Annotated in this window: 24 protein-coding genes; 4 read left to right on the forward strand and 20 right to left on the reverse strand. The window is 43.8% G+C overall.

All coding sequences use genetic code 11. The features are described from left to right. Positions 1-42: 42 nt before the first annotated feature. The 15 genes from IGJ15_RS10670 to IGJ15_RS10740 form a co-directional block, all read right to left on the reverse strand. Positions 43-435 (reverse strand): OsmC family protein, encoded by a 393-nt coding sequence (locus tag IGJ15_RS10670; RefSeq protein ID WP_121261883.1) that lies wholly within the window; start codon positions 433-435, stop codon positions 43-45. Continuing rightward, entirely contained in the window at positions 432-1322 is an 891-nt protein-coding gene (locus tag IGJ15_RS10675) for an ATP-binding cassette domain-containing protein (RefSeq protein ID WP_002316738.1), read from the reverse strand. Before IGJ15_RS10675 ends, IGJ15_RS10670 begins: the two co-directional genes overlap by 4 nt. Further along, the gene (locus tag IGJ15_RS10680; RefSeq protein WP_194186027.1) at positions 1322-2200 is read right to left on the reverse strand and encodes an ABC transporter ATP-binding protein; all 879 of its coding nucleotides are present in this window, start codon (positions 2198-2200) and stop codon (positions 1322-1324) included. The genes IGJ15_RS10675 and IGJ15_RS10680 overlap by 1 nt, the downstream gene beginning before the upstream one ends. Before the next feature lie 3 nt (positions 2201-2203). After that, positions 2204-3034: an ABC transporter permease gene (locus IGJ15_RS10685; RefSeq protein ID WP_005225544.1), complete on the reverse strand. Its 831-nt coding sequence runs from the start codon at positions 3032-3034 to the stop codon at positions 2204-2206. Beyond that, complete coding sequence (locus tag IGJ15_RS10690) at positions 3034-3993, reverse strand: ABC transporter permease (RefSeq protein WP_002307597.1); 960 nt, start codon at positions 3991-3993, stop codon at positions 3034-3036. The genes IGJ15_RS10685 and IGJ15_RS10690 overlap by 1 nt, the downstream gene beginning before the upstream one ends. Before the next feature lie 72 nt (positions 3994-4065). Next, complete coding sequence (locus IGJ15_RS10695; protein ID WP_121261888.1) at positions 4066-5646, reverse strand: ABC transporter substrate-binding protein; 1581 nt, start codon at positions 5644-5646, stop codon at positions 4066-4068. A 51-nt stretch (positions 5647-5697) separates the two neighbouring features. Next, positions 5698-6528 (reverse strand): MetQ/NlpA family ABC transporter substrate-binding protein, encoded by an 831-nt coding sequence (locus IGJ15_RS10700; RefSeq protein ID WP_015509329.1) that lies wholly within the window; start codon positions 6526-6528, stop codon positions 5698-5700. Between the two features lie 255 nt (positions 6529-6783). After that, positions 6784-7878: an aminotransferase class I/II-fold pyridoxal phosphate-dependent enzyme gene (locus tag IGJ15_RS10705; protein ID WP_194186028.1), complete on the reverse strand. Its 1095-nt coding sequence runs from the start codon at positions 7876-7878 to the stop codon at positions 6784-6786. Further along, complete coding sequence (locus IGJ15_RS10710) at positions 7868-9067, reverse strand: MalY/PatB family protein (protein WP_194186029.1); 1200 nt, start codon at positions 9065-9067, stop codon at positions 7868-7870. The genes IGJ15_RS10705 and IGJ15_RS10710 overlap by 11 nt, the downstream gene beginning before the upstream one ends. Further along, the gene (locus IGJ15_RS10715) at positions 9057-10025 is read right to left on the reverse strand and encodes a homoserine O-succinyltransferase (RefSeq protein WP_010747802.1); all 969 of its coding nucleotides are present in this window, start codon (positions 10023-10025) and stop codon (positions 9057-9059) included. The genes IGJ15_RS10710 and IGJ15_RS10715 overlap by 11 nt, the downstream gene beginning before the upstream one ends. 398 nt (positions 10026-10423) lie before the next feature. Next, positions 10424-11194 carry a C39 family peptidase gene (locus IGJ15_RS10720; RefSeq protein ID WP_194186030.1) on the reverse strand — a complete coding sequence of 257 codons (771 nt, stop codon included), beginning with the start codon at positions 11192-11194 and terminating at the stop codon, positions 10424-10426. 138 nt (positions 11195-11332) lie between these two features. Continuing rightward, a complete protein-coding gene (locus tag IGJ15_RS10725; protein WP_034857664.1) occupies positions 11333-11944 on the reverse strand; it encodes a hypothetical protein in 612 nt (203 codons plus the stop codon). A 118-nt stretch (positions 11945-12062) separates the two neighbouring features. Next, the gene (gene rsmA, locus IGJ15_RS10730) at positions 12063-12950 is read right to left on the reverse strand and encodes a 16S rRNA (adenine(1518)-N(6)/adenine(1519)-N(6))-dimethyltransferase RsmA (RefSeq protein ID WP_194186031.1); all 888 of its coding nucleotides are present in this window, start codon (positions 12948-12950) and stop codon (positions 12063-12065) included. Continuing rightward, positions 12947-13519, reverse strand: coding sequence for a ribonuclease M5 (gene rnmV / locus IGJ15_RS10735; protein WP_194186032.1), 573 nt, complete (start codon positions 13517-13519; stop codon positions 12947-12949). Before rnmV ends, rsmA begins: the two co-directional genes overlap by 4 nt. After that, on the reverse strand, positions 13512-14282 hold the full coding sequence (locus IGJ15_RS10740; protein WP_194186033.1) for a TatD family hydrolase: 771 nt from the start codon (positions 14280-14282) through the stop codon (positions 13512-13514). The genes rnmV and IGJ15_RS10740 overlap by 8 nt, the downstream gene beginning before the upstream one ends. A 185-nt stretch (positions 14283-14467) precedes the next feature. Between IGJ15_RS10740 and IGJ15_RS10745 the strand changes: the two genes are divergently transcribed. From IGJ15_RS10745 to IGJ15_RS10755, 3 genes are all read left to right on the forward strand, one after another. Continuing rightward, a complete protein-coding gene (locus IGJ15_RS10745; protein ID WP_194186034.1) occupies positions 14468-15184 on the forward strand; it encodes a hypothetical protein in 717 nt (238 codons plus the stop codon). A 173-nt stretch (positions 15185-15357) separates the two neighbouring features. Then, positions 15358-16218 (forward strand): metallophosphoesterase, encoded by an 861-nt coding sequence (locus tag IGJ15_RS10750; RefSeq protein WP_015509322.1) that lies wholly within the window; start codon positions 15358-15360, stop codon positions 16216-16218. Between the two features lie 134 nt (positions 16219-16352). Further along, positions 16353-16526 (forward strand): hypothetical protein, encoded by a 174-nt coding sequence (locus tag IGJ15_RS10755; RefSeq protein WP_010747796.1) that lies wholly within the window; start codon positions 16353-16355, stop codon positions 16524-16526. 28 nt (positions 16527-16554) lie between these two features. Here the strand turns inward: IGJ15_RS10755 and IGJ15_RS10760 are convergent, their stop codons facing one another. Next, complete coding sequence (locus tag IGJ15_RS10760) at positions 16555-18312, reverse strand: metal ABC transporter permease subunit (RefSeq protein WP_194186035.1); 1758 nt, start codon at positions 18310-18312, stop codon at positions 16555-16557. Between the two features lies 1 nt (position 18313). Next, complete coding sequence (locus tag IGJ15_RS10765; RefSeq protein ID WP_060791832.1) at positions 18314-19036, reverse strand: metal ABC transporter ATP-binding protein; 723 nt, start codon at positions 19034-19036, stop codon at positions 18314-18316. A 573-nt stretch (positions 19037-19609) separates the two neighbouring features. On the opposite strand from IGJ15_RS10765, the gene IGJ15_RS10770 reads away from it, so the two are divergent. Beyond that, complete coding sequence (locus tag IGJ15_RS10770) at positions 19610-21124, forward strand: flavocytochrome c (RefSeq protein WP_034857667.1); 1515 nt, start codon at positions 19610-19612, stop codon at positions 21122-21124. A gap of 83 nt (positions 21125-21207) precedes the next feature. On the opposite strand, the gene IGJ15_RS10775 is transcribed toward IGJ15_RS10770, so the two are convergent. Genes IGJ15_RS10775 through IGJ15_RS10785 form a run of 3 tightly spaced genes read right to left on the reverse strand, consistent with a single transcriptional unit; the run spans position 21208 to position 25375 of the window. Further along, on the reverse strand, positions 21208-23274 hold the full coding sequence (locus IGJ15_RS10775) for a beta-galactosidase (RefSeq protein WP_194186037.1): 2067 nt from the start codon (positions 23272-23274) through the stop codon (positions 21208-21210). Positions 23275-23283: 9 nt separating this feature from the next. Continuing rightward, entirely contained in the window at positions 23284-24138 is an 855-nt protein-coding gene (locus IGJ15_RS10780) for a sugar ABC transporter permease (protein ID WP_010747791.1), read from the reverse strand. Position 24139: 1 nt separating this feature from the next. Further along, positions 24140-25375 carry a carbohydrate ABC transporter permease gene (locus IGJ15_RS10785; protein ID WP_016608233.1) on the reverse strand — a complete coding sequence of 412 codons (1236 nt, stop codon included), beginning with the start codon at positions 25373-25375 and terminating at the stop codon, positions 24140-24142. Positions 25376-25487 lie beyond the last annotated feature (112 nt).

Here is a 25487-nt window from a genome sequence, read left to right on the forward strand (position 1 = left end):
CTTCAACTGTTGAAGCAGGTTTTCAAAAATGGATATTATTTTTTAAATAAACGTCACCGTTTCCGTCACTTCGATCGCTGGATCTAATGATTGGATCACGGGGCAATTTGGTGAAACGAGTTTTAGGCAACGGGTCGCTTTGTCATGGTCGGCTTCAGCGATTTTCGCATAAAACTGAATTTGGATGGCACTGACTGGTTGGGCTTTTTTGTTGTCGTCCCGGTCATAGCTGACTTCGATCTTTTCGATTTCTGCTGTGATTTTTGAATTCTCTAGGACGGATGCGTATACATAGCCGCCGCAAGCAGCGACCGCACTCACCAGCATTTGGACTGGCGAATAGCCTTTTTCCCGTGCTAATACCCAATTGCCAGTTGGGGTCGTCATTTCAAATTTGTCGCTTCCTTGCTGGATCGTCAATGTTTCTACTGTCATCGTTTTTCTCTCCTCACAAAATGATCTGGTTCAACTTCGACCCATTCATACAATGGTGTCAAAGTAATCGTGCTTTGAATCTCCGTTTGTTCCATCGCACCTCTTGCTAACACAGGATCAGCGATCGGCGCTGCTGCTAATAATTTCTTCGTGTAAGGATGCAGCGGATTGTCAAACAAACGGTCGGTGGGTGCCAATTCAACTAGTTTCCCTTGATACATGACGGCTGTTCGGTCACTGATATGACGAATCACGGACAAGTCATGGGAAATGAACAAATAGGACAATGAAAATTCTTTTTGCAGACGCAGCAGCAATTGGATGATCTGAGCCTGAATGGAGACATCTAATGCCGAAGTCGGTTCATCACACAAGACGAACGCCGGGCGATTGACCACCGCACGAGCGATGCCGATCCGTTGCCGTTGTCCGCCGCTGAAACTGCGGGGCAGTTTATGGACATCATCACCCGTGATCCCGACGATCGCTAAGATTTCTTTGGCTTTCGCTCGGGCAGCATCTTTCGTTTCATGATACAACGGCTCCATCACCAGTTCAAGTGCCGTCATGCGGGGATTCAATGATGAATACGGATCTTGGAAAATGATCTGCATTTGCTGATACGCTGCTTTGCGATCTTCTGCCGTCAATGCTGTTAGCTCTTTGCCTTCAAAGAAAATCTCCCCGCTTGTTAAGGTCTCTAAATTTAAAATGCTGCGTCCTAAAGTGGTTTTCCCACTCCCTGATTCCCCTACTAGCCCCAATGTCTCGCCCCGATGGATCGTTAGGCTGACATCTTCGACCGCTCGGACTTCACTGACAGTGCCGCGCCAGTTTTTGCTGCGAAAGGTTTTCGTCGCATGTTCTACGCGAATCAGTTCTTCCATTATTCTGTCACCTCCTGATTGCGCCAAACGCGATGGGTCTTAGATAGCTGCGTTTCTTGCAACTCATCTGCCAAAGTCTCATGATAGTCAAAGACTTTTAATTCGGCATGCTTGTCGCCTAAATGGGCCGCTTGCAATAATTGTTTCGTATAAGGATGCGCCGGTTGATAAAAGATTTCTTCTGTGGTGCCTTCTTCCACGACTCGACCTTGATACATCACTTTAATAAAGTCGCACATTCCTGCAACGACCCCAAAGTCATGGGTCACAAGGACGACGGAAAGCTGGTTCTCTCTTTGCAGGTTTTTGATCAATGCCAAAATCTGTGCTTGGATCGTCACATCTAAAGCCGTCGTCGGTTCATCTGCGATCAGCAATTTCGGTTGCGCCAATAAAGCCATGGCGATCATCACCCGCTGACGCATCCCCCCTGATAACTCGTGGGGATATTGTTTCATGCGTTGTGCTGGAAAAGGTATGCCGACCTTCTCTAACTCTTTGACGGCGATTTCTTGTGCTGCTTTTTTCGATACTTTTTGTGAGCGGCGAATCACTTCGATCAAATGATAGCCAATCGTGCGCAAAGGATTTAACGAAGTCATCGGGTCTTGAAAAATCATGGCGATCGGTAAGATTCGACGATCGGTCACTGCTGCTCCTTCAAATGTATAACTGGCATAGTGATCGGTCACCTTATCAGGCAAAAGATCCATGACACTTTTCATGGTCATACTTTTGCCACTACCAGATTCGCCGACGATCCCAACCACTTTGCCTTTTGGAATCACTAAATCCAGCTTTTTGACTAACGGTTTCGGACCGGTTTTGCTGTGAAACGTCACATTCAACGCTTCGATCGCTAATAATTCTGTCTTCATCGGTCACACCTCCCTTTGTAAGACATGTTTGATCATGTCGCCGATGTTGTTGAAGGAATAGATGGTGAAAATAACAAAGAGCCCTGGAAGGATCGCCATGTATGGTGCCCGCTGCAAGCTGTTTTGCGCATTTTGCAACAGACTGCCCCACGAAGCCATCGGTTGCTGTATTCCTAAGCCTAGAAAACTCAAAGCCGATTCGGTCATGATCGCTCCTGAAATACTTGCAGATGCCGCAACGATCAAGGTAGGAAGTACTGCTGGGAAAACATGCTTCACGATAATACTGAATGAAGAACGGCCGATAAATTTCCCGTAAGCAACATACTCCCGTTCTTTCGCTGCTAACGTTTCACCACGAATCAAACGAGCGATGTTCATCCAGGAGAAGCCGCCGATCACAATAATGATCGTGGTTAGTCCAGGACGTAAAAAGACGCTCAAAACGATTACTAACACCAGCCAAGGAATCGATGACAACACATCGACGAGCCGCATCAGCAAGTTATCGATCCATCCGCCAAAGTAGCCAGAAACAAGACCGACAAGGGTCCCGATAAACGTCGCAGTGATCATTGCCAACACACCTACAAACAAGGACACCCGACCGCCGTAGACGACCCGAATAAAGTAATCCCGCCCCACTTCATCAGTCCCAAACAAATGAGCCCAGCTCGGTGGCTGTGACATGTTGCTGACATCCGTTGCATTGGGATCGATCGGGATCAAAGGTGCAACAAGCGACAAAATAATCAATAACGTCAAGAAAACGACAGAAAAAGTATAGATGGGCGAAGCAAGCATGACTTCACTGATTTTTTTGAAACGTTTCATTACTTGCTCCCTCCTTTACGGATACGTGGATCAACCACGGAATATAATACATCCGCTAACAAATTCCCTAAGATGACCAGTGTTGCTGACAGCAGCATGATCGCCATGATCACAGGATAATCGAGGCTTTTCGTTGCACTCATCAAGTAAGGTCCGACGCCCGGCCAGCCGTAGATCGTTTCTGTAATGATCGCACCGGTAACTAACATCGGTAACGCCAAGCCAATTTGGGTGACAACGGGAATCAAAATATTTCGACTAATATGACGGCTGAAAATCTGCCATTTGCTGGCATGAAATGCCCGTTGCACCATCACGTAGTCTTCTGATACTTGCTGAGTCGCTGATGCCCGAATATACCTTGTCAAATCTGGGAAGAAGGCGACAGTCAATGTGATATAAGGCAAAATAAAGTGCTGCAGAAAATCGCCAAAATCCCCTTCTTTGCCGACTGTATACATGCCAATGATTGGGAACATATTCAATAAGTAACCAAATACATAAATCAAGATCATCGCAAACCAGAAGGTCGGCACGGCGATCCCTAGAGATGCCACAGCGTCAATGATCCGATCCCAAATCTTTCCTTTGTTGGCAGCCGCTAACAGACCCAAAATGATCGCCAGCAATAAAGCGGTCAAATATGCAGGGATCACTAGCCGCATCGTATTCGGGATCCGAGTCGCAAGTTCTTGTGAAATGCTGCTTTGAGAAACCAACGAAAAGCCAAGATTACCAGTAAGAACATTTCTGATCCAAAGAAAATATTGAACCAAAAAGGGTTGATCCAAGCCATAGCGCTGCCGCAACAGATCGATTTGCTCTTGTGACATATTCGGTGTCGTGATGGAATCGATCACATCATACGGGGCGATATGTATTAGTGAAAATACGATAAAAGAGATCACAAATAGCAAAGGGATTGCTTGCAATACTCGTTTTGCAATATATCGAAACATAATTGACCTTCTTTCTTTTTCATAGAAAAAAGCTGTGATAAAAAAGATTCCTCTTTATCACAGCCAATGGATTTACTTGATTGTCAATTTAGACATATCTTCGAATGTATAGATTGGGATCAAGCCTGCATCTTCTACATTACCAATTCGGTTATTGACCGCTAAGATTTTCTTGTTGTCAACGATTGGGTAAATGATCGCTTCGTCAGCAATGGCTTTTTGCAGATCATCGTACAATGCTTCACGCTTGTCTGTGTCCAATTCAACTGCTGCTTGCGCAAACAAATTGTCAATGGTTTCGCTATTGCTTTGGAAGTAGTTGGCACTGCCGCCAGTTTCGAATAAACTGCCGTATAAGTCAGGGTCATTCCCCATGATATACCCGCCAAGGAACAGGTTGTATTTCGTTGAATCAGGTTTTTTCAACTCAGTGAAGATCGCAGTACCATCGCCCCCTTCAAGGGTAACTGTAATGCCTGCTTGTTGCAATTGTTGTTGGATCAACGTAGCTTGGATCGTTTGAGCTGGGTCAGTTGAGTTGAAGGCCAAGTTCAATGACAAATCAGTGACACCTGCTTCTTGTAAAAGCTCTTTTGCTTTTTCAGCATTTGTTTCATATTTCTCGACATCTTCGGTAACGTATGGATTGTTCGGTGGTAAGAATGAATACGGTGTTGCATAATAGTCTTCATCTAAATACGCTGCTTGATTTAATTCATCTTTGTTCAAAGCATACAAGACTGCTTGACGAACCTTCACATCTTGTAATGCATCTGAATGAGTATTTAAGCCTAAGTATCCGATGCGGTTTTCTGTATAGGGATAAACAGAAATTTGCGTATCATCTAAGTCTTCAATATCTGAAGGCAAAACAACGGCTGCGTCAACTTCCCCTTTTTGCAAAGCAACTTTGGCCGTATCAGTACTTTCAATGATCCGCAAGGTCACGTTTTGAATCGAAGGCTTGCCGCCATAATAGTTTTCATTGGCTTCAAAAGTAAAGTACTCACCACGTTTGTATTCTTTCAATTGATATGGACCCGTACCAACTGGTTTTTCAGGCAGTTCACTGACCGAAAAGTCGCTAACATCTTTAAAGATGTGCTCTGGAATGATGTATGTTTCGGTTGCGATATTGCTGATTGCTGCTGCACTCGGTGTTGGCAACACAAATTTCACGGTGTATTCATCCACTTTTTCGATCGCGATCGGCTGGTCGTCGACCCAAAGCGAATCGGCATTGCCATTTTCTTTTTTGACTTTTTGTTCATACGTGAAAACAACATCATCGGCAGTAAAATCTTCGCCATCTGACCATTTGACATCTTGTTTCAAATGCACGGTCAATGAAAGGCCGTCTTCCGCCGGTTCCACTGATTCCGCTAACGCATTTTTCGTCGTTCCATCTGCTTCCACTGTAACGAGTGGAGAATAGATCATGTTTGTCACTGTCAAGCCCCAGCGATCACTGGTGTTGATCGGGTTGGTGGACGATGGGTCCCCGCTGATGGCATAAGTGAATGTTGCATCATCGCCAGTACCAGCTGCACTACTGGTTGCCGTTTCCTCTGTATTTGATCCACCGCAGGCTGCTAGAACGAATCCTAGTCCGACGACGGCAACACTTGCTAAACCTTTTTTCCAATTGATCATTTTTCCATCCTACTTCCTGTTCCTATATAATTATAGTAGATTTTTTGCTTTTTATTCCCAAACAGGGATACTTGATTTCTTGGTAACTTCGTCAATAATTGCTTTTACTTCATCGGTCTGGTAATACGCTACGACCGTTTGGTACACATCATTTTCTGCTTCGTCTGCTCGCGCAGCAATGACATTATAATAGGGCGTGGAGGAGTCAGCCACAGGTTCTAAGAAAATCGCATCTTCTGTAGGAACCAAGCCAGCATCGACTGCCATGCCGTTGTTGATCAAAGAGATGTCGACATCGGTCATTGCCCGAGCCGTTTGATTGGAATCAAGCAGCTCAAATTTCAAGGCTTTGGGATTCTCAGTGACATCACTCGTTGTTGGCAGTAACCCTTTTGATTCATCCAAAGTGATCAAACCGGCCGTTTGTAAGAGTAATAGTGCGCGGCTTTCATTTGACACATCATTGGGTAAAGCCACCGTAGCACCATCTGCCAATTCGCTGACATCAGTGATTTTATCGGAATAAATACCAAGTGGGTTTAATGTCGTATACGCAATCGTCGTGTTGGAATAACCACTTTCTTCGTTGACATTATCCATAAAAATTTCCGTCAATGCTGCGTGAAGATCGATTGACCCATCCTCTAGTGCGACGATTGGTTGGCGATAATCGGTGAACTTCACCAGTTGCAAGTCGATATTTTCGTTTTCCTTCAATTCTTCCTGCACATGTTCCCAAGCTTCATTTTGTTCGCCAACGACACCTAATTTGACGACGGTCGTTTCTTCATCCGCTTGGTTGGTGCCACAGGCAGCCAAGCTAAACAAGGCAAACAGCCCAATCACTCCTGTCGTCAACACATTTACTACATTTCTTTTCATCCCTTTTTTCCCTTTTGTTCCCTCCTCAGATCAATCGTCCTATTTCCTTGTCGAATGGCCCAACTAGACCAATTTCCCCTCTGTTTCTCAAAACAACCTACTTTTTCAAAGGAGAAATGGTTAATCCCTGTTGCCGTCAACCGAAAACATCGGACTCACTATTCATATGTAGTGTAACTTTATCCTATACAACTAAAACTGTCAATAAAATTACTCTACAAAAGTAAGTTTTTCACTAGCTGATCTGTGGTCGGGTTATTTGAATATCTTCAGTGCATTTTCTAAGTCATCGATCAAATCTTTACTACTTTCGATCCCAATGGAGATCCGTAAAAGATCCGGCGTCAATCCATAAGATTCTCGTACCTCTTGAGGAATATCTGCGTGGGTCTGTGTCGTTGGATACGTGATGAGACTTTCCACACCACCCAGGCTTTCCGCGAAGGTAAAGACCTTTAATGCCGCTAAAAAACTGCTGATTTTGGTTTCATCAAGCACCCGAATACTGATCATCGCCCCTGCATTTGGGTACAGCACCTCTTTGACCGCCGGATGGGCTCGTAAAAAGCGGCCGACTTCCTTGGCGTTGGCTTCCTGTCGTTCAAAGCGCAACGGCAGTGTCTTTAAGCTTCGGATAAATAACCATGTATCAAAGCTGCTCAAGGTCGGGCCCGAAGTATTGGCTAAATAATTCAAGCGCTCCCCTACTTGCGCATCTTTGGCGATGACGACGCCAGCCAAAATATCATTGTGACCTGATAAGAACTTGGTGCCTGAATGGATCACTAGATCCGCGCCTTCTTCTAAGGGCAACTGCCGTAACGGCGTCAAAAAGGTATTATCTACGATCAGTAGCGCCCCATGGTCGTGAGCAAGTTTGGCGGTTTCAGCAATATCCGTCACGGTCATCAAAGGATTCGTTGGGGTCTCTAAAAAGACAGCCGTTACCTCGTCAGTTAGTTTTTCACTTAATTCTGTTACAGTGCTGAAGGTATCGAAGAATGCCCGTTGGATTTTTTCCAATTCCGCAAAATAGCGAAAGCTACCGCCATACAAATCACGAGAAACCAAAAAGCGACTCCCGCTGGTAAATAAGTCAAAAATCAAAGCGATCGCACTCATGCCAGAGCTGGTCACTACTGCCCGAGCTCCTTTTTCTAATTCAGCAAGACCTGCTTCTAAGATATCACGGGTCGGGTTTTTGGTACGGGTATAATCATAGCCTGTACTTTGCCCTAACTCGGGATGAGCAAAGGTCGTGGAAAGATAGATCGGTGGGCTGATCGCCCCAGTTTGCTGATCCGAATGATTGCCTAATTGTGCCAGAAAAGTTGCTGTATCAATCGTCATGTCGTTCCTCCTTTTTGATTGCCTCGATCATGCGATCAAGGGCTTCTTGAATGATCGTCGGTGTTGTCGCAAGATTCAGACGAATCAAGCCCTGACCGTCTTGAGAAAACCATTCCCCATAGTCGACTGCCAGACCGGCAGTATCTTGGATCACGTGCTTGGTTCGTTCTTTGGCAATGACTTGCCGCAGATCGACCCAGAGAAGATAGGTTCCTTCTAATGGCAGGAGCTCAATTTTGGGAAATGCTTCTTGCAGTTGCTGGCGGACCATTTGTTCATTGGCAGCAATCACCAAAAGCAGGTCCGCTAGCCATTGATCCCCCGATTCATACGCGGCTTTCGCAGCCACCAATCCCAAACGATTGACTTCCGTCTGCTTGTATTGTCGGCACCACTCCTCATAGGCTCTGCGCATCTCTAAATCAGGAATCCAAACATGAGAGAGCAATAATCCTGCTAAGTTGAAAGTTTTTGAGGGCGAATCCAGAACGATCAGCTTCTCAAAGCCGACCCCCTGTGCCACTGTCACGGCTGAAACAAATTGCTGCTCACCGAGTATCAGCTCACGATGGATCTCGTCGGCGATCACGACAACCTCATGTTTTTGGCAAATGGCCAATAATTGATGCAGTTCTTTCTCTTGCCAGACCCGCCCTACTGGATTGTGGGGGGAGCAGAGAATAAATAGTTTCACTTTTTCTTCAATGATTTTGGCTTCAAAAGTAGCAAAATCGATTTGATAAAAATTCCCTACCTTTTGCAAGGGTGCTTCTATCAAGCGCCTTTTCGTCTCTTTGATGCTGTCAAAAAAGGGATAATAGACGGGCGGCTGGATCAAGATGCCATCGTCTGGTTCTGTGAAACAATGAAGCAAATCAACCAAAGATTGGACGACCCCTGTGGAAAACGAGAGCCATTTTTCCTCGAATTTCGTCCCCCAGTGGCGATCTTGCCAAGCTTGATAGGCTAAAAAATAGCCTGAGGGGGGAATCGCATAGCCAAAGGTTCCTTGAGCAACCAGTTGCTGCAAGGCTTCTTCCACTGCCTTTGGCGCAGCAAAATCCATATCAGCTACCCATAAAGGCAAAAGCTTTTCTCCTTGGAACCGTTGATCCACAAGATCCCATTTTAAAGAATCAGTGCCTTTTCGCTGTCTAGCATAGTGGGAGAGAAAATGCTCAATCGTCATTGATACTCACCCGACCTTCTGGCTCACTGCCAATTCGGTAACCTTCTTTCGTCGGCGTGACGGACAGGTCATACGGCGTTCGCAAGTAGGTTTCATTGATCCAATTGCTGAAAAACAAAGAGGCATGTCCCCGCCAACGGTTGGTAATTTTTCCGCCTAAACGGTCATAGGCAAAGTAATTTTTGGGCAATGCGGTAGCTAAGCCCCGTTCCATGTCTCGCAAGTACTCTTCATTCAAGGTAGTTGTGTGGTATTCAAAATGCCCTAGCAAGAAGGCATTTTTATGATCTTCTGATACGAAGATGGAAGGCCCTGTTTCAACACCCGCTGCCAAGATTTCTAAAGGCGCTTGGGCGAGCTGGCCCTCATCGATGCCAGTATAGCGCGAATGAGGCGTATAAAAAACGTCGTCAAAACCGCGAACGAGCGGATGAAAATGCGTGACTGCTTGTTCGAAGACACCGAACAACTTGCTTGGGTACAACACTTTGTCGATACCATAATGGTAATAAAGACCTGCTTGTGCACCCCAACAAATATGCAGGACTGAAGTGCAATTCGTCTGGCTCCAATCCATGATCTCTTGCAGTTCTTGCCAATAATCAATGGCTTCAAAGGCCATTTTTTCAACAGGGGCACCAGTGATGATCAAGCCGTCGAATCGTTGGGACTGGATCACTGAGAATTCTTGATAGAACTTTTCCATGTGATCGACAGACGTGTTTTTACTTTCGTGGTACTTCATTTTCAGTAAAGTTACTTCAATTTGCAGCGGACTTTGAGAAAGCAGGCGCAGCAATTGATTTTCTGTGGCGATCTTTTTCGGCATTAAATTGACAATCGCGATCTTCAAGGGACGAATCTCTTGTTTCGCCGCTTTATGCTGCAGTAAGGCAAAGACATTTTCTTTTTGGAGAACCGCTGCAGCGGGTAGTTCTTTGGGAATAATGATCGGCATTGCTTCAACTCCTTACAGATAAATTTCTTGTTGAAAAGAAGGCGAACAGTTTCGGCTGAGAAAAACAAAAAAAGCCGCCCTTTTATCCTTACGGATAAAAGGGACGACTTGATGCGCGTTACCACCCTAATTCGTGCTATTCTCACAAATAACACCTCAACAGTACACTATGATACTTGGCGCTGTAACGGGCGCATGCCGTTTTGCTGGCGTGAACCAACAAAAAAACTCAGAGCTCATCTTCACTGATCACCGCATGTCTCCTTTTTCACCAACCGGAGTCTCTGTACCTTTGTTGATCTGCTACTCTTCTCTTCAACGTTATCGAAATCTTTGTTTAATTTTAAAAAATTATAATTGTTTTTTCATTTACTGTCAACGGCAAGTTTATTTTTTTCTTATAGTTCTTCTAAATATAAATATTGTTGCCCCATTTTTTCATAAATCGTTGCTAAGTCTTCTTTGCTGACTTCACGATCCTTATATCCATAAGGGTCGTTGACATACATCATATCACCATCAATGCCGGTGATCACCACCGAATGGATCAATGCCGTCACAAGGATTTGCCCACTTTTGGTCTCCCATTCAAAGAAATCCGTATCAGCAGGTACTTGTAATTCTAACGTAGCAATCATCCAAACTGGTTTCCCAGATTGCAATACTTTGACGATCTCATCAAAGCTTTTGTCTCGTCCACTAACGACTTCATATTGCTCTTTCACAATTCTTTCGGCAACATCGGTGATCGGCTCAACGTCAACACCCATCGCGCTATCGCCGCCATAAATGTTTCCAACAAAACCTTCTCGTGGATCTCCATGGTGATCGTAATCTTCATAAAGCGGGACATAGGCTAATTCTTCTGCCAATTGATTTTTATTGGTATCAAATCCGTAAAAATTCAAGAGCATCGATAAAGCTGTTACTTCACAGCCATTCCCTAACGCAACTTCATCGAATTGATTTTCTAACGGAACATCTAATTGAATAACCTCACTGTATTCAGGCTCTGGTGTTTGTTCTTCATCCGAAAGTGCTAGTGTCAATTCATCCTCTATCTTTTCAAAGGGGGACTGCCCGTTCTTACTGTCATAAAAAATCAGCAGAAAGAAGAGCATCAAGACGAACATACCTAAAAGTAACCGTTTTAACTTTTTCTTCTTCATCTACTTCCTCCTCTTGTATATTATAACTTATTTCTGTTTATTATTTCACTATAATAAACTTTTTAGGAAGGAGTATTTTCTTAATCTAAACACAAAAAAATAGACCCGTTTAGGCAGCGGGTCTATTCAAACTGGCGCTTATGCCGCTTCCTTCTGTTTCTGAATAAAGCGTCCTTTTGCTTTCGAAAACGAACGAATATCAAATTGTTTGCTTAAGGCACCTGCAACAAAATAAGCCAAATTGAAATCGATCAAGCTATGGATCAAACCGCCGATCCCCATCAAAACGAACAAGAAATAGTAGAAATTACCATCGAATGCGGTCCCTGGTACATTTCCTGTGAAGTAAAAGGCGGCAACGACTGCCATTTCTACGGCAGAATGGATCAGTCCGATAATCAAGTTAAAGCTCTGAAATTTGATATTCAATAAAGAGGGTTTGCCATTTTTCAGTAAAATATCTGGGTGCTTCTGTAAATAAAAGGCACCGATGACGGCAAAAACAACATGGGACAATGCCCGTAAAGCAATGATTGGTGGCAGTGTTAAGAAAAAGCCAAAGGTCGTTCCTAAAGCTACCGCGATCGCCATCGCTGGTGAAAAGAACATCGCCACAAAGACGGGCACATGGCTAGCTAAGGTAAAAGATGCAGGTCCGATGACGATTTTGGGCATTACCATGGGAATGACGATCCCCATGCCGATTAACAATGCAGCGATCGTTAAATGGCGGATGGAATGATTTTTCATTTATACTCTCTCCTTCAATGTGTCATGACAGTTCTGTCTTGCTTATTCTACTGGTATTTCCACGAGGTGTCAAGACACAAAAAAACGAATGTTTATTCAACATCCGTTTTTATTGAAGTTATCCTTTACGCGCTTGCATTTCATTGCTTAATTTGGCAAATTCCGCTAACGACAGCGTTTCTCCACGTCGTTTCGGATCGATCCCACTTGCTTCTAAGCTGTCTGCCAACCACTGTTTGGTTGTTTCATCTTTTCCATAGCTATTTTGCAAATTGTTCCAAAGGGTTTTACGACGCAGCTGAAAGGCTGCTTTCGTTAATTTGAAAAACTCTTTTTCATCGGTGACTGCGACTGCTGGTTGTGATCGACGCGTCAATTTCAAAATAGCCGAATCAACATTCGGTTGGGGCACAAAAACGGTTTTCGGGACGATGAATGCCAGCTTTGCTTCCATGTAGTATTGCACAGCGATCGACAACGAGCCATAGGCTTTAGTCCCAGGAACTGCTGAGATTCGATCAGCCACTTCTTTTTGCATCATAACGACCATTTCATCTACTTTTACCTGAGACTCTAAAAAGTGCATCATAATTGGCGTAGTGATGTAGTAGGGCAAATTTGCGACAACTTTTAATGAAGCAGCCGTATCGCTGAATTCTGACCGAATGGTCGTTGATAGGTCTGCTTGCAAGACATCTTGATGAATGATCTTTACGTTTGCGTAAGACTGCATCGTATCAGCTAATACAGGGATCAACCGATCATCGATTTCAAACGCCAACACTTGCTTGGCGTGTTTTGCCAACTGTTCGGTCAGCGCACCAATTCCAGGACCAACCTCGATGACGTTTGTCGTCTCGTCAATGCCTGCAGTTTCTACGATTTTCCGTAAAATATTCGGTTCTGTTAAGAAGTTTTGTCCTAAACTTTTTTTAAAGGTAAAGCCATGTTTCGCTAAAATCTCTTTGGTTCTTGAGGGGGTTGCTATATCCCGTTCTTCCTTCACAATTCTTCCTCCACTGTTTTCATTGCTTCTGCCAACTCTGCGTCGGTGATACGAAACATTGCCAGCCGCTTCTCTAATTGTTTGCCGTTCGTATAGCCGATGCGTAAAAGATCTCCTAGCCGCTCTCGTTTCTCTTTCGCTCCAGCCCCTGCGATCAAGCCATACGCTAACAACTGTTGCCGATCAATGGTCCCTTCACTGACTTCATTTGAAGCAATCGGGGTTACGACTTTTCGCAAGGCTTCTTTCAACGCTTCATGGCTGGCGTGTTCCACGCCTAAACTGCCCTTGCTTTTCGGTGCTGCCTGACTGCGCGGTAAAAAGGCATGCTTGGCATCAGGAACGACTTCCATAATGATTTTGCGGATCTTTTCTCCCGAAAAATCGGGATCGGTAAACACGATGACCCCTCGTGTCTCTTGGGCGTGCTCGATTTGATCAAGGATCGTGTCATCGATCGCCGAACCGATCGTCTCGATGGTATCTACATCGAACACTTCTTGCAATCGGCGGGTGTCGTCTTTGCCTTCGACGACAATGATTTCTTCGATTTTCGGTTTATCAGTCATTGATCCTAAACAAGCGATGGGCATTTTTTTTCGTGTAGGCCGCAACATCAGCAACCGCTTCTTGCCGCAGCTCCGCGATTTTATTCACTACATAGTGAGTATAGCCCGGTTCATTGCGCTTGCCGCGATAAGGAACAGGGGCTAAATACGGCGCGTCAGTCTCAACAAGTAGCCGATCTTGTGGCACGACTTGCGCAGCTTCTTGTACCTCCGTCGCCTTTTTGAAGGTCACGACACCACTAAAGGAAATATACATTCCTAGGTCCAAGAACTTTTTCGCCCATTCGCCGTCCCCACTAAAGCTGTGCATGATGCCGCCGATCGTTTGGACTTTTTCATCCTTTAAAATCGCATAGGTATCTTCTAAGGCTTCACGGGTATGAATACTGATAGGCAGTTGATGTTCACGGGCGATCGCCATTTGCCGACGAAAGACCTTTTCTTGAACTTCCTTCGGATCTTCCATCCAGTGATAGTCTAAACCAATTTCACCTAGGGCAACGACTTTTGGTCGTTCCAAGCGCTCTTGCAAATAGGTTTCCACTTGTGGGGTATAAGAACCAGCTTCGGTTGGATGCCAACCGATAATACTGTAAATACCAGGATATTCTTTGCTTAATGCTAACGATTTTTCAATCGTTGGCTGATCGAAACCGACGACCGCCATCTCCGTTACTCCTAGTTCTTGCGCACGGGCGACCGTTTCGGGAATGTCTTCGTTAAACTGTTCTGCATTCAAATGTGTATGAGAATCAAAAATCATGAAATCTCCTCCTTAGTCCTTCTATACTCTAGCATATTTTGACGGTTTAAGAAACGAATCCTCTTCGCTTTTTTCAGCAGTTTAAGAAAACTTTCAGCAAGCAAAAAAAATCCGCCCAAAGTTGGAGGACGCCGAAGCTGATTTTCTCTATACTGAGGGTAACGAAATCGTATGGAGGTGGAAATATGGAACGATCAAAAATTGATCCCGGCCGCTTTTTTTCTGGCCAAAAAGCAGCAACGAAAGGCACGTTAAAACATCAATATCATTACTATCGGCAGCAAAATGCCCATCAAGCATTCAACAGCGATTTTCAGAGAAATTTCCAGCATGATTTCCCGAATTTTGCTACCTGGCTAAAATTGCAGGAACAGACACCACAAAAGAATCAAACAGCGACTTTTTCTCACTGGTTATTGGTTGGTTTCTTCGGACTTTTGACAGCAGCAAGTTTTTCGCAACAGCTCTTATTCCTACTTTTTGTCTTTGTCTTAGCCGCTCTCGTCAAAGGACCTGGCATGATCGTATGGGGCATCGTGTATTCCTTCTTAGTTAGTCTGTTCCCGCCATTGGGTATCGTTCTTTCTGGCTTATTTTTCTTACTGACCCTGCGTCAATTAACCAAAAACGTCACTTTCGTTTTGACTGCATTGTACTTTTACGGTTATCCCTTTGTCATCACAGCCCTCCAACACTTTACGAATTGGGACCCGCAATGGCTGTGGGTCGGCAGTATCGGTTTTGCCTTGATCAGTGGCCATTTTGTCTTAAAGCAAAACTATCCCTTTGCTTCAAGTAAAAGTCTCGCATGGGCGATCATCTCCGTCCCTTATGATTGTGTCATGGCTTTGATCCCCGTCAAACACAAAGCACGCTTTAAACGTTTGGTGAAAATCAAATAATTACGATCTAGGATACAAAAGTCGGCTATTACAGCCCCTTTTGTATCTTTTTTTCATGGAAGAAACAAACGAAATACGATGGATATTTTTTGTTATTTTTGCTTTCGCATGATTGCTTTTTTTGTAAGAATCTACTATGCTAGAAACTAGCAAATCAAAAAAGGAGCCACGCCATGTACACCCTCATTCTTATTGCATTCCTCCTTACGGGCTTGCTAGTTTACTCCTTTATTATTGAACCGCATCTTCTCAAACAACGGCACTACCTCATAAAAAAAGACAAGCGCACCGTCTTAGATATTTCAAAGGCTTACGATCTTTATCAAGCAGAAAGCAATCTCGTGATCGCCCATATCAGCGACCTTCATTTTTCTCGTTGGTACAAACCACGGCGAATGAATCGCATCATTCGATCAACGATCCAAAACAAGCCGGATCTGATCATCATTACGGGGGATCTGATCGATAATTATAAAAAATGGCCGCATCGTTCAACCAAGCGACTGATCGAAAAGCTGAAAAAATTGCAAGCGCCTCTGGGTAAGATCGCAGTTATGGGGAACCATGACCATTTGAATGACGGGCATTACTTTGTTAAGGAAATATACCAGCATGCAGGGTTTACCTTACTTGATAATGAGTCGGTTTTTGGTTCTGATGACAAGACGTCGATGAATATTGTCGGTATCGATATAGAAAGTCCGAAAGTCAGTTTTACCTATGAAGCAACCTTAGCAGAGTGGCAGCTGCTTTTGCTCCATGAACCCGATTATGTTTCTCGGATCACCAATCTGCCAAACTACGACTTGATTCTTTCTGGCCATAGCCATGGCGGGCAGATTCGCTTGCCTTTTTATTACGCGAAAACAAAGGGCGCGTTGAAATATACCGATGGGCTCTACCTTTTAGGCAATGAGACCTTATTAAGTGTTTCCAGCGGGGTTGGTATGACCAAGATTCCCGCCCGACTCGGTGTCCCACCTGAGATCCTTTATTACCATTTAGAACCGCAACAGCAATTGAACGTTTCTTAACTGTTCATCGGTGCAATTGGGAAAAAATCAGCGACTCGTTTCAGCAAACGTTCGATTCGCTGATTTTCTTTTTGCGTCTACCGTGTTAAAATATACTAAATAAACACTTTTTAACAATTAGGAGGAACCAAAAAATGCTCATCTCGGGAACGCTTTGGTTTTTGATCGCCTTCTTCGCTTATACAGCCTATGTATACGGTCAGGGGTTGTACTTTCCTGTCATCGCTTTTCTTGCTGCTTTGATGGGCTGCGGATTTTATCTCTTTGCTTTTCTCCAGCACAAAAATACGACGAAAAAACATCCTTAGCCAGAACGAGCTAAGGATGTTTTTTGCATTATTGATTCAAGCCTTGATAAATCGTATCGAGATTCCACTTCATCATGTTATAGTAGCTGTCGCCTTCTTCTCCCGGTTCTGCAATCGAATCGGTAAAGACGGTTCCGAATATCGGAATACCTGCATCACGAGAAACACTTTGCATCGGACGAGTATTGACGCTGCTTTCGACAAATAAGGAAGCGACGGCTGAGTTTTGCAGCTGATCCACTAAGTTCTTGATTTGCGCAGGGGTTCCTTCTTCTTCGGTATTGATTTCCCAGATATAGGCAGACGGTACACCGTAGGCTTTGGAGAAGTATTTGAAGGCTCCCTCACTGGTGACGATCAATTTCTTCTCTTCGGGAATCGATTGGAAGTTTTCCTTCGCTTGCTGATCCAGTTCTTCTAATGAAGCCAAGTAGCGTTCAAGGTTTTCTTCATAGAAAGAGCGATTGTCAGGGTCCTTTTCGCTCAAGCGTTGAGCAATGTTGCGGGCATAGATCATACCGTTTTCTAGATTTAACCATGCATGAGGATCGGCTTTGCTGTGGTCTTCATCATCAGAAAGATAAAGCACATCCACGCCATCACTGACGGCAAAGTAATCTTCATTTTCTACCTTATTGGCATTGTTCATCAATTTGGTAAACCAGCCATTGCCGCCAGTTTCTAGATTCAAGCCGTTATAAAGGATAAGATCGGCATCGGTCGCTTTTCGAACATCTTCCACTAAAGGTTCATATTCATGGGGATCACGCCCCACTGGTACGATACTGTGAAGATCGATTCGATCACCGGCAATGTTTTCCGTAATATCAGCAATGATCGAATTGGTCGCTACTACTGAAAGTTTCCCTTCTGTTTGGGCCATCTGTCCGTTTTGCTGTGCCAAAAAGAAGCCACCAGCTACAGCTGCCGTTGCTAAAACCGCCGTCGCTGACCAGCGTTTGACTGGACTGGTCTTTTGTTTTGGTGAGAACAAGAAACCGATCACGAAAAAGGATCCTGCGGTCAAAACAATACTTGATCCTGCGGCAATATTAAAGCTGTACCCGATAAACAAGCCGATAAATGAGGCGAAACCACCTAAAACCCCTGCGATGACCATCATATGCTTCAATTGTTTTGTATAAAGATAAGCCGTTGCTGCTGGAGTGACTAACAGAGCCACAATCAAGATCGTTCCGACGCTTTGCATCGCTGTCACTGAAACCAAAGTCAACAAGAACATCAATAAATAGTGATAGGCTTGCACTTTCATCCCAAAGGCCTTTGCCATCATCGGATCAAAAGACGTGATCAACAGTGGACGGAAGAAGAGGATGATCACTGCCAGCACAAGGATAGCGATAGCGATCGTCAGCCATTTGTCGCTGTCTTGCACCGCTAGCACATTCCCAAACAAAATGTGAAACAAATCAGTCGAACTATTTGCTACTCCAATCAAGATAACCCCTAAAGCTAGAAACGAACTAAAGGTGATACCGATCGCCGTATCGCTTTTGATTAGGCTGTTATTGGCGATATAGGTAATGATCATGGAAGCCAAGATCCCAAAGAAGATCGCCCCGACAAAAAAATGAACGCCGAAGATATAAGACAAGGCTACCCCTGGTAAGACCGCATGAGAGATTGCATCCCCCATCAAGGACATCCCTCGCAAGATAATAAAACAACCGATCACCCCTGCCACGATCCCGATCGCGACTGCCGTGATCAAGGCATTTTGCAAGAAATGATAGTTACTTAAACTCGTAAAAAAGCTTGTCAACATGTTAAACGCCTCCTTTCACGATGATCGCATCGCCAAATGTTTGCTTCAAATTGCTCTCGGTAAAGACTTCACTGACTGGTCCCGCAGCGATCAGGGTTTGATTGAGCAGAACCAAGTAATCAAAGTATTCGGTGATTTTCCCCAGATCATGGTGAACGATAAAAATCGTCTTGCCAGCATCTCGCAAGTTACGCAACAGGCCGACGATGATCGCTTCACTGGTGGCATCGATCCCTACAAAGGGCTCATCGAGGAAAATATAGTTGGCATCTTGCACCAACGTTCGAGCAATCAAGACCCGCTGAAACTGCCCGCCGGACAATTCCCCAATCTGACGTTCCGCAAAGGATTCCATTTCTACCGCTGCCAGAGCGGCTGTCACTTTCTGCCAATCGTTTGCCGACATCCTTTGGAACATGCGCATCTTAGGATACAAGCCTAAAGATACGACTTCTTTGACTGTGATCGGAAACGTGTAATCAACCGCGGTCTTTTGTTCGACATAGGCAATTTCCTTTTGAAAGTCTTTTAACGCTTTTTTGTCGACACTCATGTTCCCACTGGAAGGGATCAATTTCAACGCCGCTTTGATCAGCGTCGACTTCCCTGCCCCATTTGGACCAATGATCCCTACGATAGACGGTTTTTCTACTTGAAACGACAAATCCGAGATCACTTGATGATCGCCATCATAGGCTGCGGATATTTCTGAAAAAGTAATCATTATTTTCACTCCATTTCCATAGTTAAGGATAGTTTATTTATTTTTTAGGTAGACCTAACTTATTTTTATTATACTAGAAAGGATTTGTTTTGCAAGACAGTTCTCTTGATTTTTTTAAGAAACACCACAGTTTCTTGGCAATGACTCTTGAAAACTAAGGTTCTATCTTTATTTATTGAGTAAAAATTGGTGCCCACAAACACGGATACCATCAATTTCTTTCTATCTTTTGAGCGCAAAGCATTTGATTTATTCTTAATAAAAGAGATCATTCCTCGGCACCTCAGTGACGTACGTTTTTTCAATAACAGAAGAGAGGCGAATCAAAGCCTCTTTACTTTCTCCCTTCATGATTAATACCAAACAAATCAAAGAATCAATAATTCTTCTATTTCCATAAATTCACGAATTCACTCTTATTTATGATGACCAAGAAACCCTTTCACCTCGACTAAAACGCTTTATAAATTAAACTTTTCTAATTATTATGTGATTTTTCGAACAAAAGCTAAAAATAACATGACAACTATGTTAGTCTTTGATTTGGAAAAAGTTTTAGGAGGAATAAAAACAATGAAGAAAATTTTCCAAACACTATTAGTCCTAACCTCGTTAGCAACTTTGAGTGCTTGTGGCGCTGATTCACAAACAAGCAGCAGCTCAAGTACTGGTTCATCTGCTAATGAAGAAACAGATGCAACTTCCGCTGCATCTGGTCAAGAATACACAGACCCTAGCGAACTTGCAGACAGCTACGATGTCGTGATCGTCGGTGCAGGTGGCGCTGGAATGGCCGCTGCGATCCAAGCAAAAGAAGCTGGCGCAAACCCAGTTATTTTAGAAAAAATGCCAATTTCTGGTGGGAATACATTGAAATCTTCAGCAGGAATGAACGCTTCAGAAACCAAATTCCAAGAAGCAGAAGGCATCGAAGATTCAAACGATCTATTTTATGAAGAAACATTAGCTGGCGGTCACAACACCAATGATGAAGAATTGTTGCGCTACTTTGTGGATCATTCAGCAGAAGCGATCGATTGGTTAGATTCCATGGGTATCACTTTAGACAACTTAACAACGACTGGCGGGATGAGTGAAAAAAGAACGCACCGTCCATCGGATGGTTCCGCTGTTGGGGAATACTTAGTTGATGGCTTGATGCGCAACATCCATGAATTGGAAATCCCAATTTTTGTGAATGCCGATGTCAAAGAAATCAATGAAGAAGATGGCCAAGTCAACGGGGTGACGGTTGAAGTGGAAGGAACCGAACAAACCATTGATGCCAAAGCAGTTGTCGTTACAACAGGCGGTTTCGGTGCCAATTTCGACATGATCACCGAATACAAACCAGAATTGGCAGACTACGTGACAACGAACCAAGAGGGTTCGACTGGTGATGGGATCAAAATGATCGAAGCATTAGGTGGACAAACGGTTGATTTAGAGCAAATCCAAATCCACCCAACAGTGGATCAGTCTAAATCACTGTTGATCACTGAAGCTGTCCGTGGAGAAGGCGCGATCTTGGTCAATCAAGAAGGCGAACGGTTCTTCAATGAAATGGAAACACGAGACAAAGTCTCTGAAGCGATCATTGCCCTACCTGAAAAATCAGCAACGTTAGTTTTTGATGCAGGTGTCAAAGAACGCGTGACAGCCATTGATTTTTACGAGCAACAAGGGTTAGTCAAATCCGCTGACACGATCGAAGAATTAGCAAAAGAATTGGACATGCCAGAAGCAGCGCTTGCTGACACGATCGCTACGTGGAACAGCAGTGTAGCTGCTGGTGAAGACGAAGCCTTTGGACGCAGCACAGCAATGGACAACGATTTGTCAACAGGACCTTACTATGCCATTGCCATCGCTCCTGGTATCCACCACACGATGGGCGGCGTGAAGATCAACACCAACACAGAAGTGATCGCTACGGATAACGAGATCATTCCAGGTCTTTTTGCAGCCGGTGAAGTAACTGGTGGGTTGCATGGTGAAAACCGAATTGGCGGTAATGCCGTTGCCGATATCATCATCTTCGGACGCCAAGCAGGAACAAAAGCTGCCGAATTTGCGCAAGAAAATTAAAACACTCTCTATAAAAAAGAAGTACTTACGTTTTTTTCATCAACGTAAGTACTTCTTTTTTCATATAATTGACACAATAGTTTTTATTGTTCTGGTGCTGTCACTTTGATAATCTGCACCTCATAAGGCGCCAACTGAAGCATTTGGTTTGTCGTTTTTCCAGTAAGCAAATCGACTCCTGTAGTTGCTACCTCTACTTCTTGATTTTCTTCGGAAAAATTCATCACAAAATAATAGGTAGTCGGAGTAAGCTGCTCTTGCTGACTTTCTCTACTTTGGATCGACACGTTCGTTGAACCTTGACGGACCCACTCATTTTGTATGCGAAGCTGTTGTGTTACTTCTTGATAGAAGTCTTCCAAAAAGGCTTGATCCGTCCGTCCCCCAAGATAGTAGGCACTTCCTTCACCATAATCATTTACGGTCACTGCAGCTTGACCTTGATAAAAATCAGCACCGTAGACCCCTAACGTTTGGGCAGTGTTTGTTTGAACAACACTACAATAATCATGAATTTGGTACTGCTGCTCCTTCATTAAAAGCAGATTTTTTTGTTTCGGATATAACGTATCGATTTCTTTCACAGACACACCAAACAGTTCTTCTAACTCTTGGGGCCAGCCCCCTAAATAGGTCAAGTCCGTTTCATTCACGATCCCCGTCAAATAAGTGGAAACCAGCGTCCCGCCATTTTTCGTATACTGTTGAAACTTTTTCATAGTTTCTTTTGGTAAAAGGTAAAGCATCGGAGCGATGATCAATTGGTAAGAGTCAAAGTCATGGTCTTTCGTGATGACATCAACCGCGATGTCATGATCCCAAAAATAGCGATAATGCTCTTGCAACGTTTGTGGGTAGCGTTTGCTCTCCAAACCAAAACCTTGCGCATCATTGAGCGCCCAATTGTTATCCCAATCATAGATGATCGCCACTTTGGCTTTTTTGTGCAATCCTTTGATTTCTTTGATTTCTTCTAAGGCTTTTCCCACTTCTGCTACATCTTGAAAAACACGATTCTGTTCGTCGTTGTCATGGTCCACGACGGCCCCATGGAACTTCTCAGATGAGCCTCGAGATTTTCGCCATTGGAAATAAAGATTACTATCTGAACCGTGAGCAATAAATTGCATAGAAGACAACAGATGCATCCCGGGGCGTTTCGTGCGATTGACTGGATGCCAATTCACACCACTAGGGGTTGATTCCATGATCAAAAAGGGTTGCTTTTTCAAGCTACGGTACTGATCATTGATAAACCCAACCTTACTTGCCAAATCAGCGGTCGTTCCCCAATCATTATGCCAAGCAGGATAACAATCCCAACTAATGACATCTACATGCTGGGCAAATTTTCCATAATCAAGGCTATAAAAGGGAATCAAATCTCGGGTATCTGCCATGAAATTCGTTGTGATCGGCACATCTGGAGACAAACGACGAATGTCTTTGATCTCATGTTCATAGAAATCAATGGTCTGATCGGTCACAAAACGATGCCAGTCTAGATTTAGTCCATGAACTTGCATTTCGCCGATCGGTGAAGGAGATTCGATTTGCGACCAATCGGTGATCGTATGGCTCCAGAAAGGTCCCCACCAGGCCTCATTCAAGGCTGCTAATGTTTGGTACTTCTGCTTAACCCACTGACGAAAGTTTTCTTGGCAAATGGGACAATGACAATCTCCAGAATACTCATTGGAAATATGCCACATCAATAGTGCTGGGTGATCGTGGTAGCGTTCAGCTAATTTCCGATTGATGATCGCCACTTTCTCACGATAGATCGGTGAAGAAAAGCAGTGATTGTGACGCCCGCCGTGTAACATTTTTTCCCGTTTTTCATTGGTCCGTAGAACTTCAGGGTATGCTTTAGACAACCAGGCAGGACGCGCGCCGCTTGGCGTCGCTAAAATGACGTTGCTGTTTCGTTCGGCGAGCTCATCCATGATTTTGTCTAACCATTCAAATTGAAACACCCCTTCTGCTGGCTCTAAGGCACTCCAAGCAAAAATACCAAGGGAAAATGTATTAGCATGAGCTTTTTCCATTAGTTCTAAATCTTTAGCTAAGATCTCGGGATAATTTAGCCACTGGTCAGGATTATAATCCCCACCATGTAAAAAGCGTTCTTCTAAGTTATATCTTGTCATCTTCTCTTCCTATCCTTTTGTGCCACCAGCGGTCAAACCGGAGACAAAATGTTTTTGTAATGCAATAAAGACGAGTGCGATCGGAATACTAATCAAAATAGCCCCTGCCGCAAAAGTCGTATAGCTGGCTCCCATTTTATCCGTGACTAATTTGTATAACCCAATGGGTAGTGTATAGTACTCAGGATTACGTAAAATCACAGAAGACAGGGCAAAGTCTCCGAGCGGTCCAGTAAAGCCATTCATGGCAACGACTGCCAGCATTGGTCGTGATAAAGGAATCAAAATTTGCCAGAATATTCGCGTATTGCTTGCGCCATCTATCTTGGCACTCTCGTCTAAATCTAACGGGATCGAGTCAAAATACCCTTTCAATAAGTACGTGTTCATGGGAATCTGGCCCCCAACGTAAATCAAGATCAGCAACCAATGGCTATTGATCAAGCCGAGCATTTGCGCCAATACAAAAATTGCGATCAAGGCAGAGAACTGCGGGATCATTTGTAGTAGTAAGAACAGCATCAACCCATTTTTACGGCCTGTAAAACGAAATCGTGAAAAGGAATACGCCGTCATGGAGACAAAAATCAGTGACAAGAACATGGTGCATACACTGATTTTTAATGAATTCAAATACCATTGACTATAATAAAGCGAGTTGTCGCCAGCAAACAATTTCGTGTAGTGACTTAATGTCGGACTCGTCGGAATCAAACTCGTACTTACTAAACTGTTCCCAGGATTAAAACTAGCACCGATCGTCCAAAGTAAAGGGTAGACGATCACTACTACCGTAAAAATCAGTACGAGATACGTCAAGGATAGGCGGACAAATTTTTGTTTCTTCATACTTGCTGCCTTCATGTTATCCAACCTCCTTGAATGAATTTGTTCGGCGGAATTGCCATAAAGCAATCGCGATCACGACGATCGATAAGAGAATCGTCAACGCTGCTGCCAGTGCATATTGACTATTTTGCATCGTTAGCTTATAGATCCACGAAACCAAAATATCGGTACCACCAGCGGTCGAACCAGGAACTGCTGGTCCACCAGAATTAAACAGATAAATAATATTGAAATTGTTGAAGTTAAACGTATATTGCGTAATCAAAATCGGTGCCATTGCATAAAGCAGTAATGGCAATGTGATTCGGCGAAATTTTTGTAAAGCTGAAGCACCATCGATGGTCGCCGCCTCATACAAATCATCAGGAATGGATTGCAGCGTCCCTGTAGTCACGATAAAAATATACGGAAAGCCTAGCCAGCCTTGAATCAGTAGCAAAGCTAAGCGGGTCCAATTCGCACTCGTTAGCCAAGGAATCGGTGAAATCTGGAAGAAATTCAAAATCGAATGATTGATCGCACCAAAGGAATCATTGAACATTCCTGAAAACACCAAGATCGTAACAAATCCCGGAACTGCCCATGGGAGGATCAAAATCGTTCGAAAGAACTTTTTGAGTCGTAATTCTTTTTGATGCACCAGCACCGCTAAAAATATTCCGATAGAAACTTGTAACGTTGAGGCGATCAAGGTCCAGATAACTGTCCAGCCCAGAACATTGAAGAAGGTACTACGCCAAATATCGACAGTAAAAATCTTCTTAAAGGTCTCTAATCCCACCCAATCTGCTAAATTGGCAGGTGCAGAATGATACAGATCATAGTTCGTAAAAGCTAACGCGATACTAAAGAGAATCGGAAAAATAACAGAAAACACGAGTAAGAAAAATGCTGGGCTACTCATTAAATAAGGATAGCCTTCTCTTAATAGTGCCTGGTAGCTTTCACGGATAGAGTTGACTGGTAGCTCATTATCTCTTAATTCACCGTTTTTATAGGCATCACGGATGTTTAAATAATAGAACAACAGACCAAAACCGATGACGATCAAGGCAACTAATCCTTCTGCTAATAAAAAGATGGAATTGTCTCTCGGCACTTCCACGCCTAATGTCACGATGCCCCAAAGTCCCATATTAAATAAATCTTTAAAGACGACAAGATACATAGCAAAAAAGAAGAAAAATAAAGCGCCTTTGATTTTTTGCCGATTATAAAATTGACCGAATCCTGGTATGATCGAGAATAGCATTGCTCGTTTTGCATACGACTGCGTGTTTTTCACATTTTCGCCCCCTGTAAGAAAAAGCCGCTGACAAACGTTTCGTTCGGCCTTACTTGATTCCTAGTGATGAATGACCTCC

The sequence above is a fragment of the Enterococcus sp. AZ079 genome, from assembly GCF_050547255.1.
Taxonomy (GTDB): Bacteria; Bacillota; Bacilli; order Lactobacillales; family Enterococcaceae; genus Enterococcus_D; species Enterococcus_D casseliflavus.

What these genes read in the sequence shown, in the direction of transcription:
- IGJ15_RS10670 (WP_121261883.1), bottom strand. Translation starts at nt 435, where the DNA reads ATGACAGTAGAAACATTGACGATCCAGCAAGGAAGCGACAAATTTGAA.
- IGJ15_RS10675 (WP_002316738.1), bottom strand. Translation starts at nt 1,322, where the DNA reads ATGGAAGAACTGATTCGCGTAGAACATGCGACGAAAACCTTTCGCAGC.
- IGJ15_RS10680 (WP_194186027.1), bottom strand. Translation starts at nt 2,200, where the DNA reads ATGAAGACAGAATTATTAGCGATCGAAGCGTTGAATGTGACGTTTCAC.
- IGJ15_RS10685 (WP_005225544.1), bottom strand. Translation starts at nt 3,034, where the DNA reads ATGAAACGTTTCAAAAAAATCAGTGAAGTCATGCTTGCTTCGCCCATC.
- IGJ15_RS10690 (WP_002307597.1), bottom strand. Translation starts at nt 3,993, where the DNA reads ATGTTTCGATATATTGCAAAACGAGTATTGCAAGCAATCCCTTTGCTA.
- IGJ15_RS10695 (WP_121261888.1), bottom strand. Translation starts at nt 5,646, where the DNA reads ATGATCAATTGGAAAAAAGGTTTAGCAAGTGTTGCCGTCGTCGGACTA.
- IGJ15_RS10700 (WP_015509329.1), bottom strand. Translation starts at nt 6,528, where the DNA reads ATGAAAAGAAATGTAGTAAATGTGTTGACGACAGGAGTGATTGGGCTG.
- IGJ15_RS10705 (WP_194186028.1), bottom strand. Translation starts at nt 7,878, where the DNA reads ATGACGATTGATACAGCAACTTTTCTGGCACAATTAGGCAATCATTCG.
- IGJ15_RS10710 (WP_194186029.1), bottom strand. Translation starts at nt 9,067, where the DNA reads ATGACGATTGAGCATTTTCTCTCCCACTATGCTAGACAGCGAAAAGGC.
- IGJ15_RS10715 (WP_010747802.1), bottom strand. Translation starts at nt 10,025, where the DNA reads ATGCCGATCATTATTCCCAAAGAACTACCCGCTGCAGCGGTTCTCCAA.
- IGJ15_RS10720 (WP_194186030.1), bottom strand. Translation starts at nt 11,194, where the DNA reads ATGAAGAAGAAAAAGTTAAAACGGTTACTTTTAGGTATGTTCGTCTTG.
- IGJ15_RS10725 (WP_034857664.1), bottom strand. Translation starts at nt 11,944, where the DNA reads ATGAAAAATCATTCCATCCGCCATTTAACGATCGCTGCATTGTTAATC.
- rnmV (WP_194186032.1), bottom strand. Translation starts at nt 13,519, where the DNA reads ATGACTGATAAACCGAAAATCGAAGAAATCATTGTCGTCGAAGGCAAA.
- IGJ15_RS10740 (WP_194186033.1), bottom strand. Translation starts at nt 14,282, where the DNA reads ATGATTTTTGATTCTCATACACATTTGAATGCAGAACAGTTTAACGAA.
- IGJ15_RS10745 (WP_194186034.1), top strand. Translation starts at nt 14,468, where the DNA reads ATGGAACGATCAAAAATTGATCCCGGCCGCTTTTTTTCTGGCCAAAAA.
- IGJ15_RS10750 (WP_015509322.1), top strand. Translation starts at nt 15,358, where the DNA reads ATGTACACCCTCATTCTTATTGCATTCCTCCTTACGGGCTTGCTAGTT.
- IGJ15_RS10755 (WP_010747796.1), top strand. Translation starts at nt 16,353, where the DNA reads ATGCTCATCTCGGGAACGCTTTGGTTTTTGATCGCCTTCTTCGCTTAT.
- IGJ15_RS10760 (WP_194186035.1), bottom strand. Translation starts at nt 18,312, where the DNA reads ATGTTGACAAGCTTTTTTACGAGTTTAAGTAACTATCATTTCTTGCAA.
- IGJ15_RS10765 (WP_060791832.1), bottom strand. Translation starts at nt 19,036, where the DNA reads ATGATTACTTTTTCAGAAATATCCGCAGCCTATGATGGCGATCATCAA.
- IGJ15_RS10770 (WP_034857667.1), top strand. Translation starts at nt 19,610, where the DNA reads ATGAAGAAAATTTTCCAAACACTATTAGTCCTAACCTCGTTAGCAACT.
- IGJ15_RS10775 (WP_194186037.1), bottom strand. Translation starts at nt 23,274, where the DNA reads ATGACAAGATATAACTTAGAAGAACGCTTTTTACATGGTGGGGATTAT.
- IGJ15_RS10780 (WP_010747791.1), bottom strand. Translation starts at nt 24,138, where the DNA reads ATGAAGGCAGCAAGTATGAAGAAACAAAAATTTGTCCGCCTATCCTTG.
- IGJ15_RS10785 (WP_016608233.1), bottom strand. Translation starts at nt 25,375, where the DNA reads ATGCTATTCTCGATCATACCAGGATTCGGTCAATTTTATAATCGGCAA.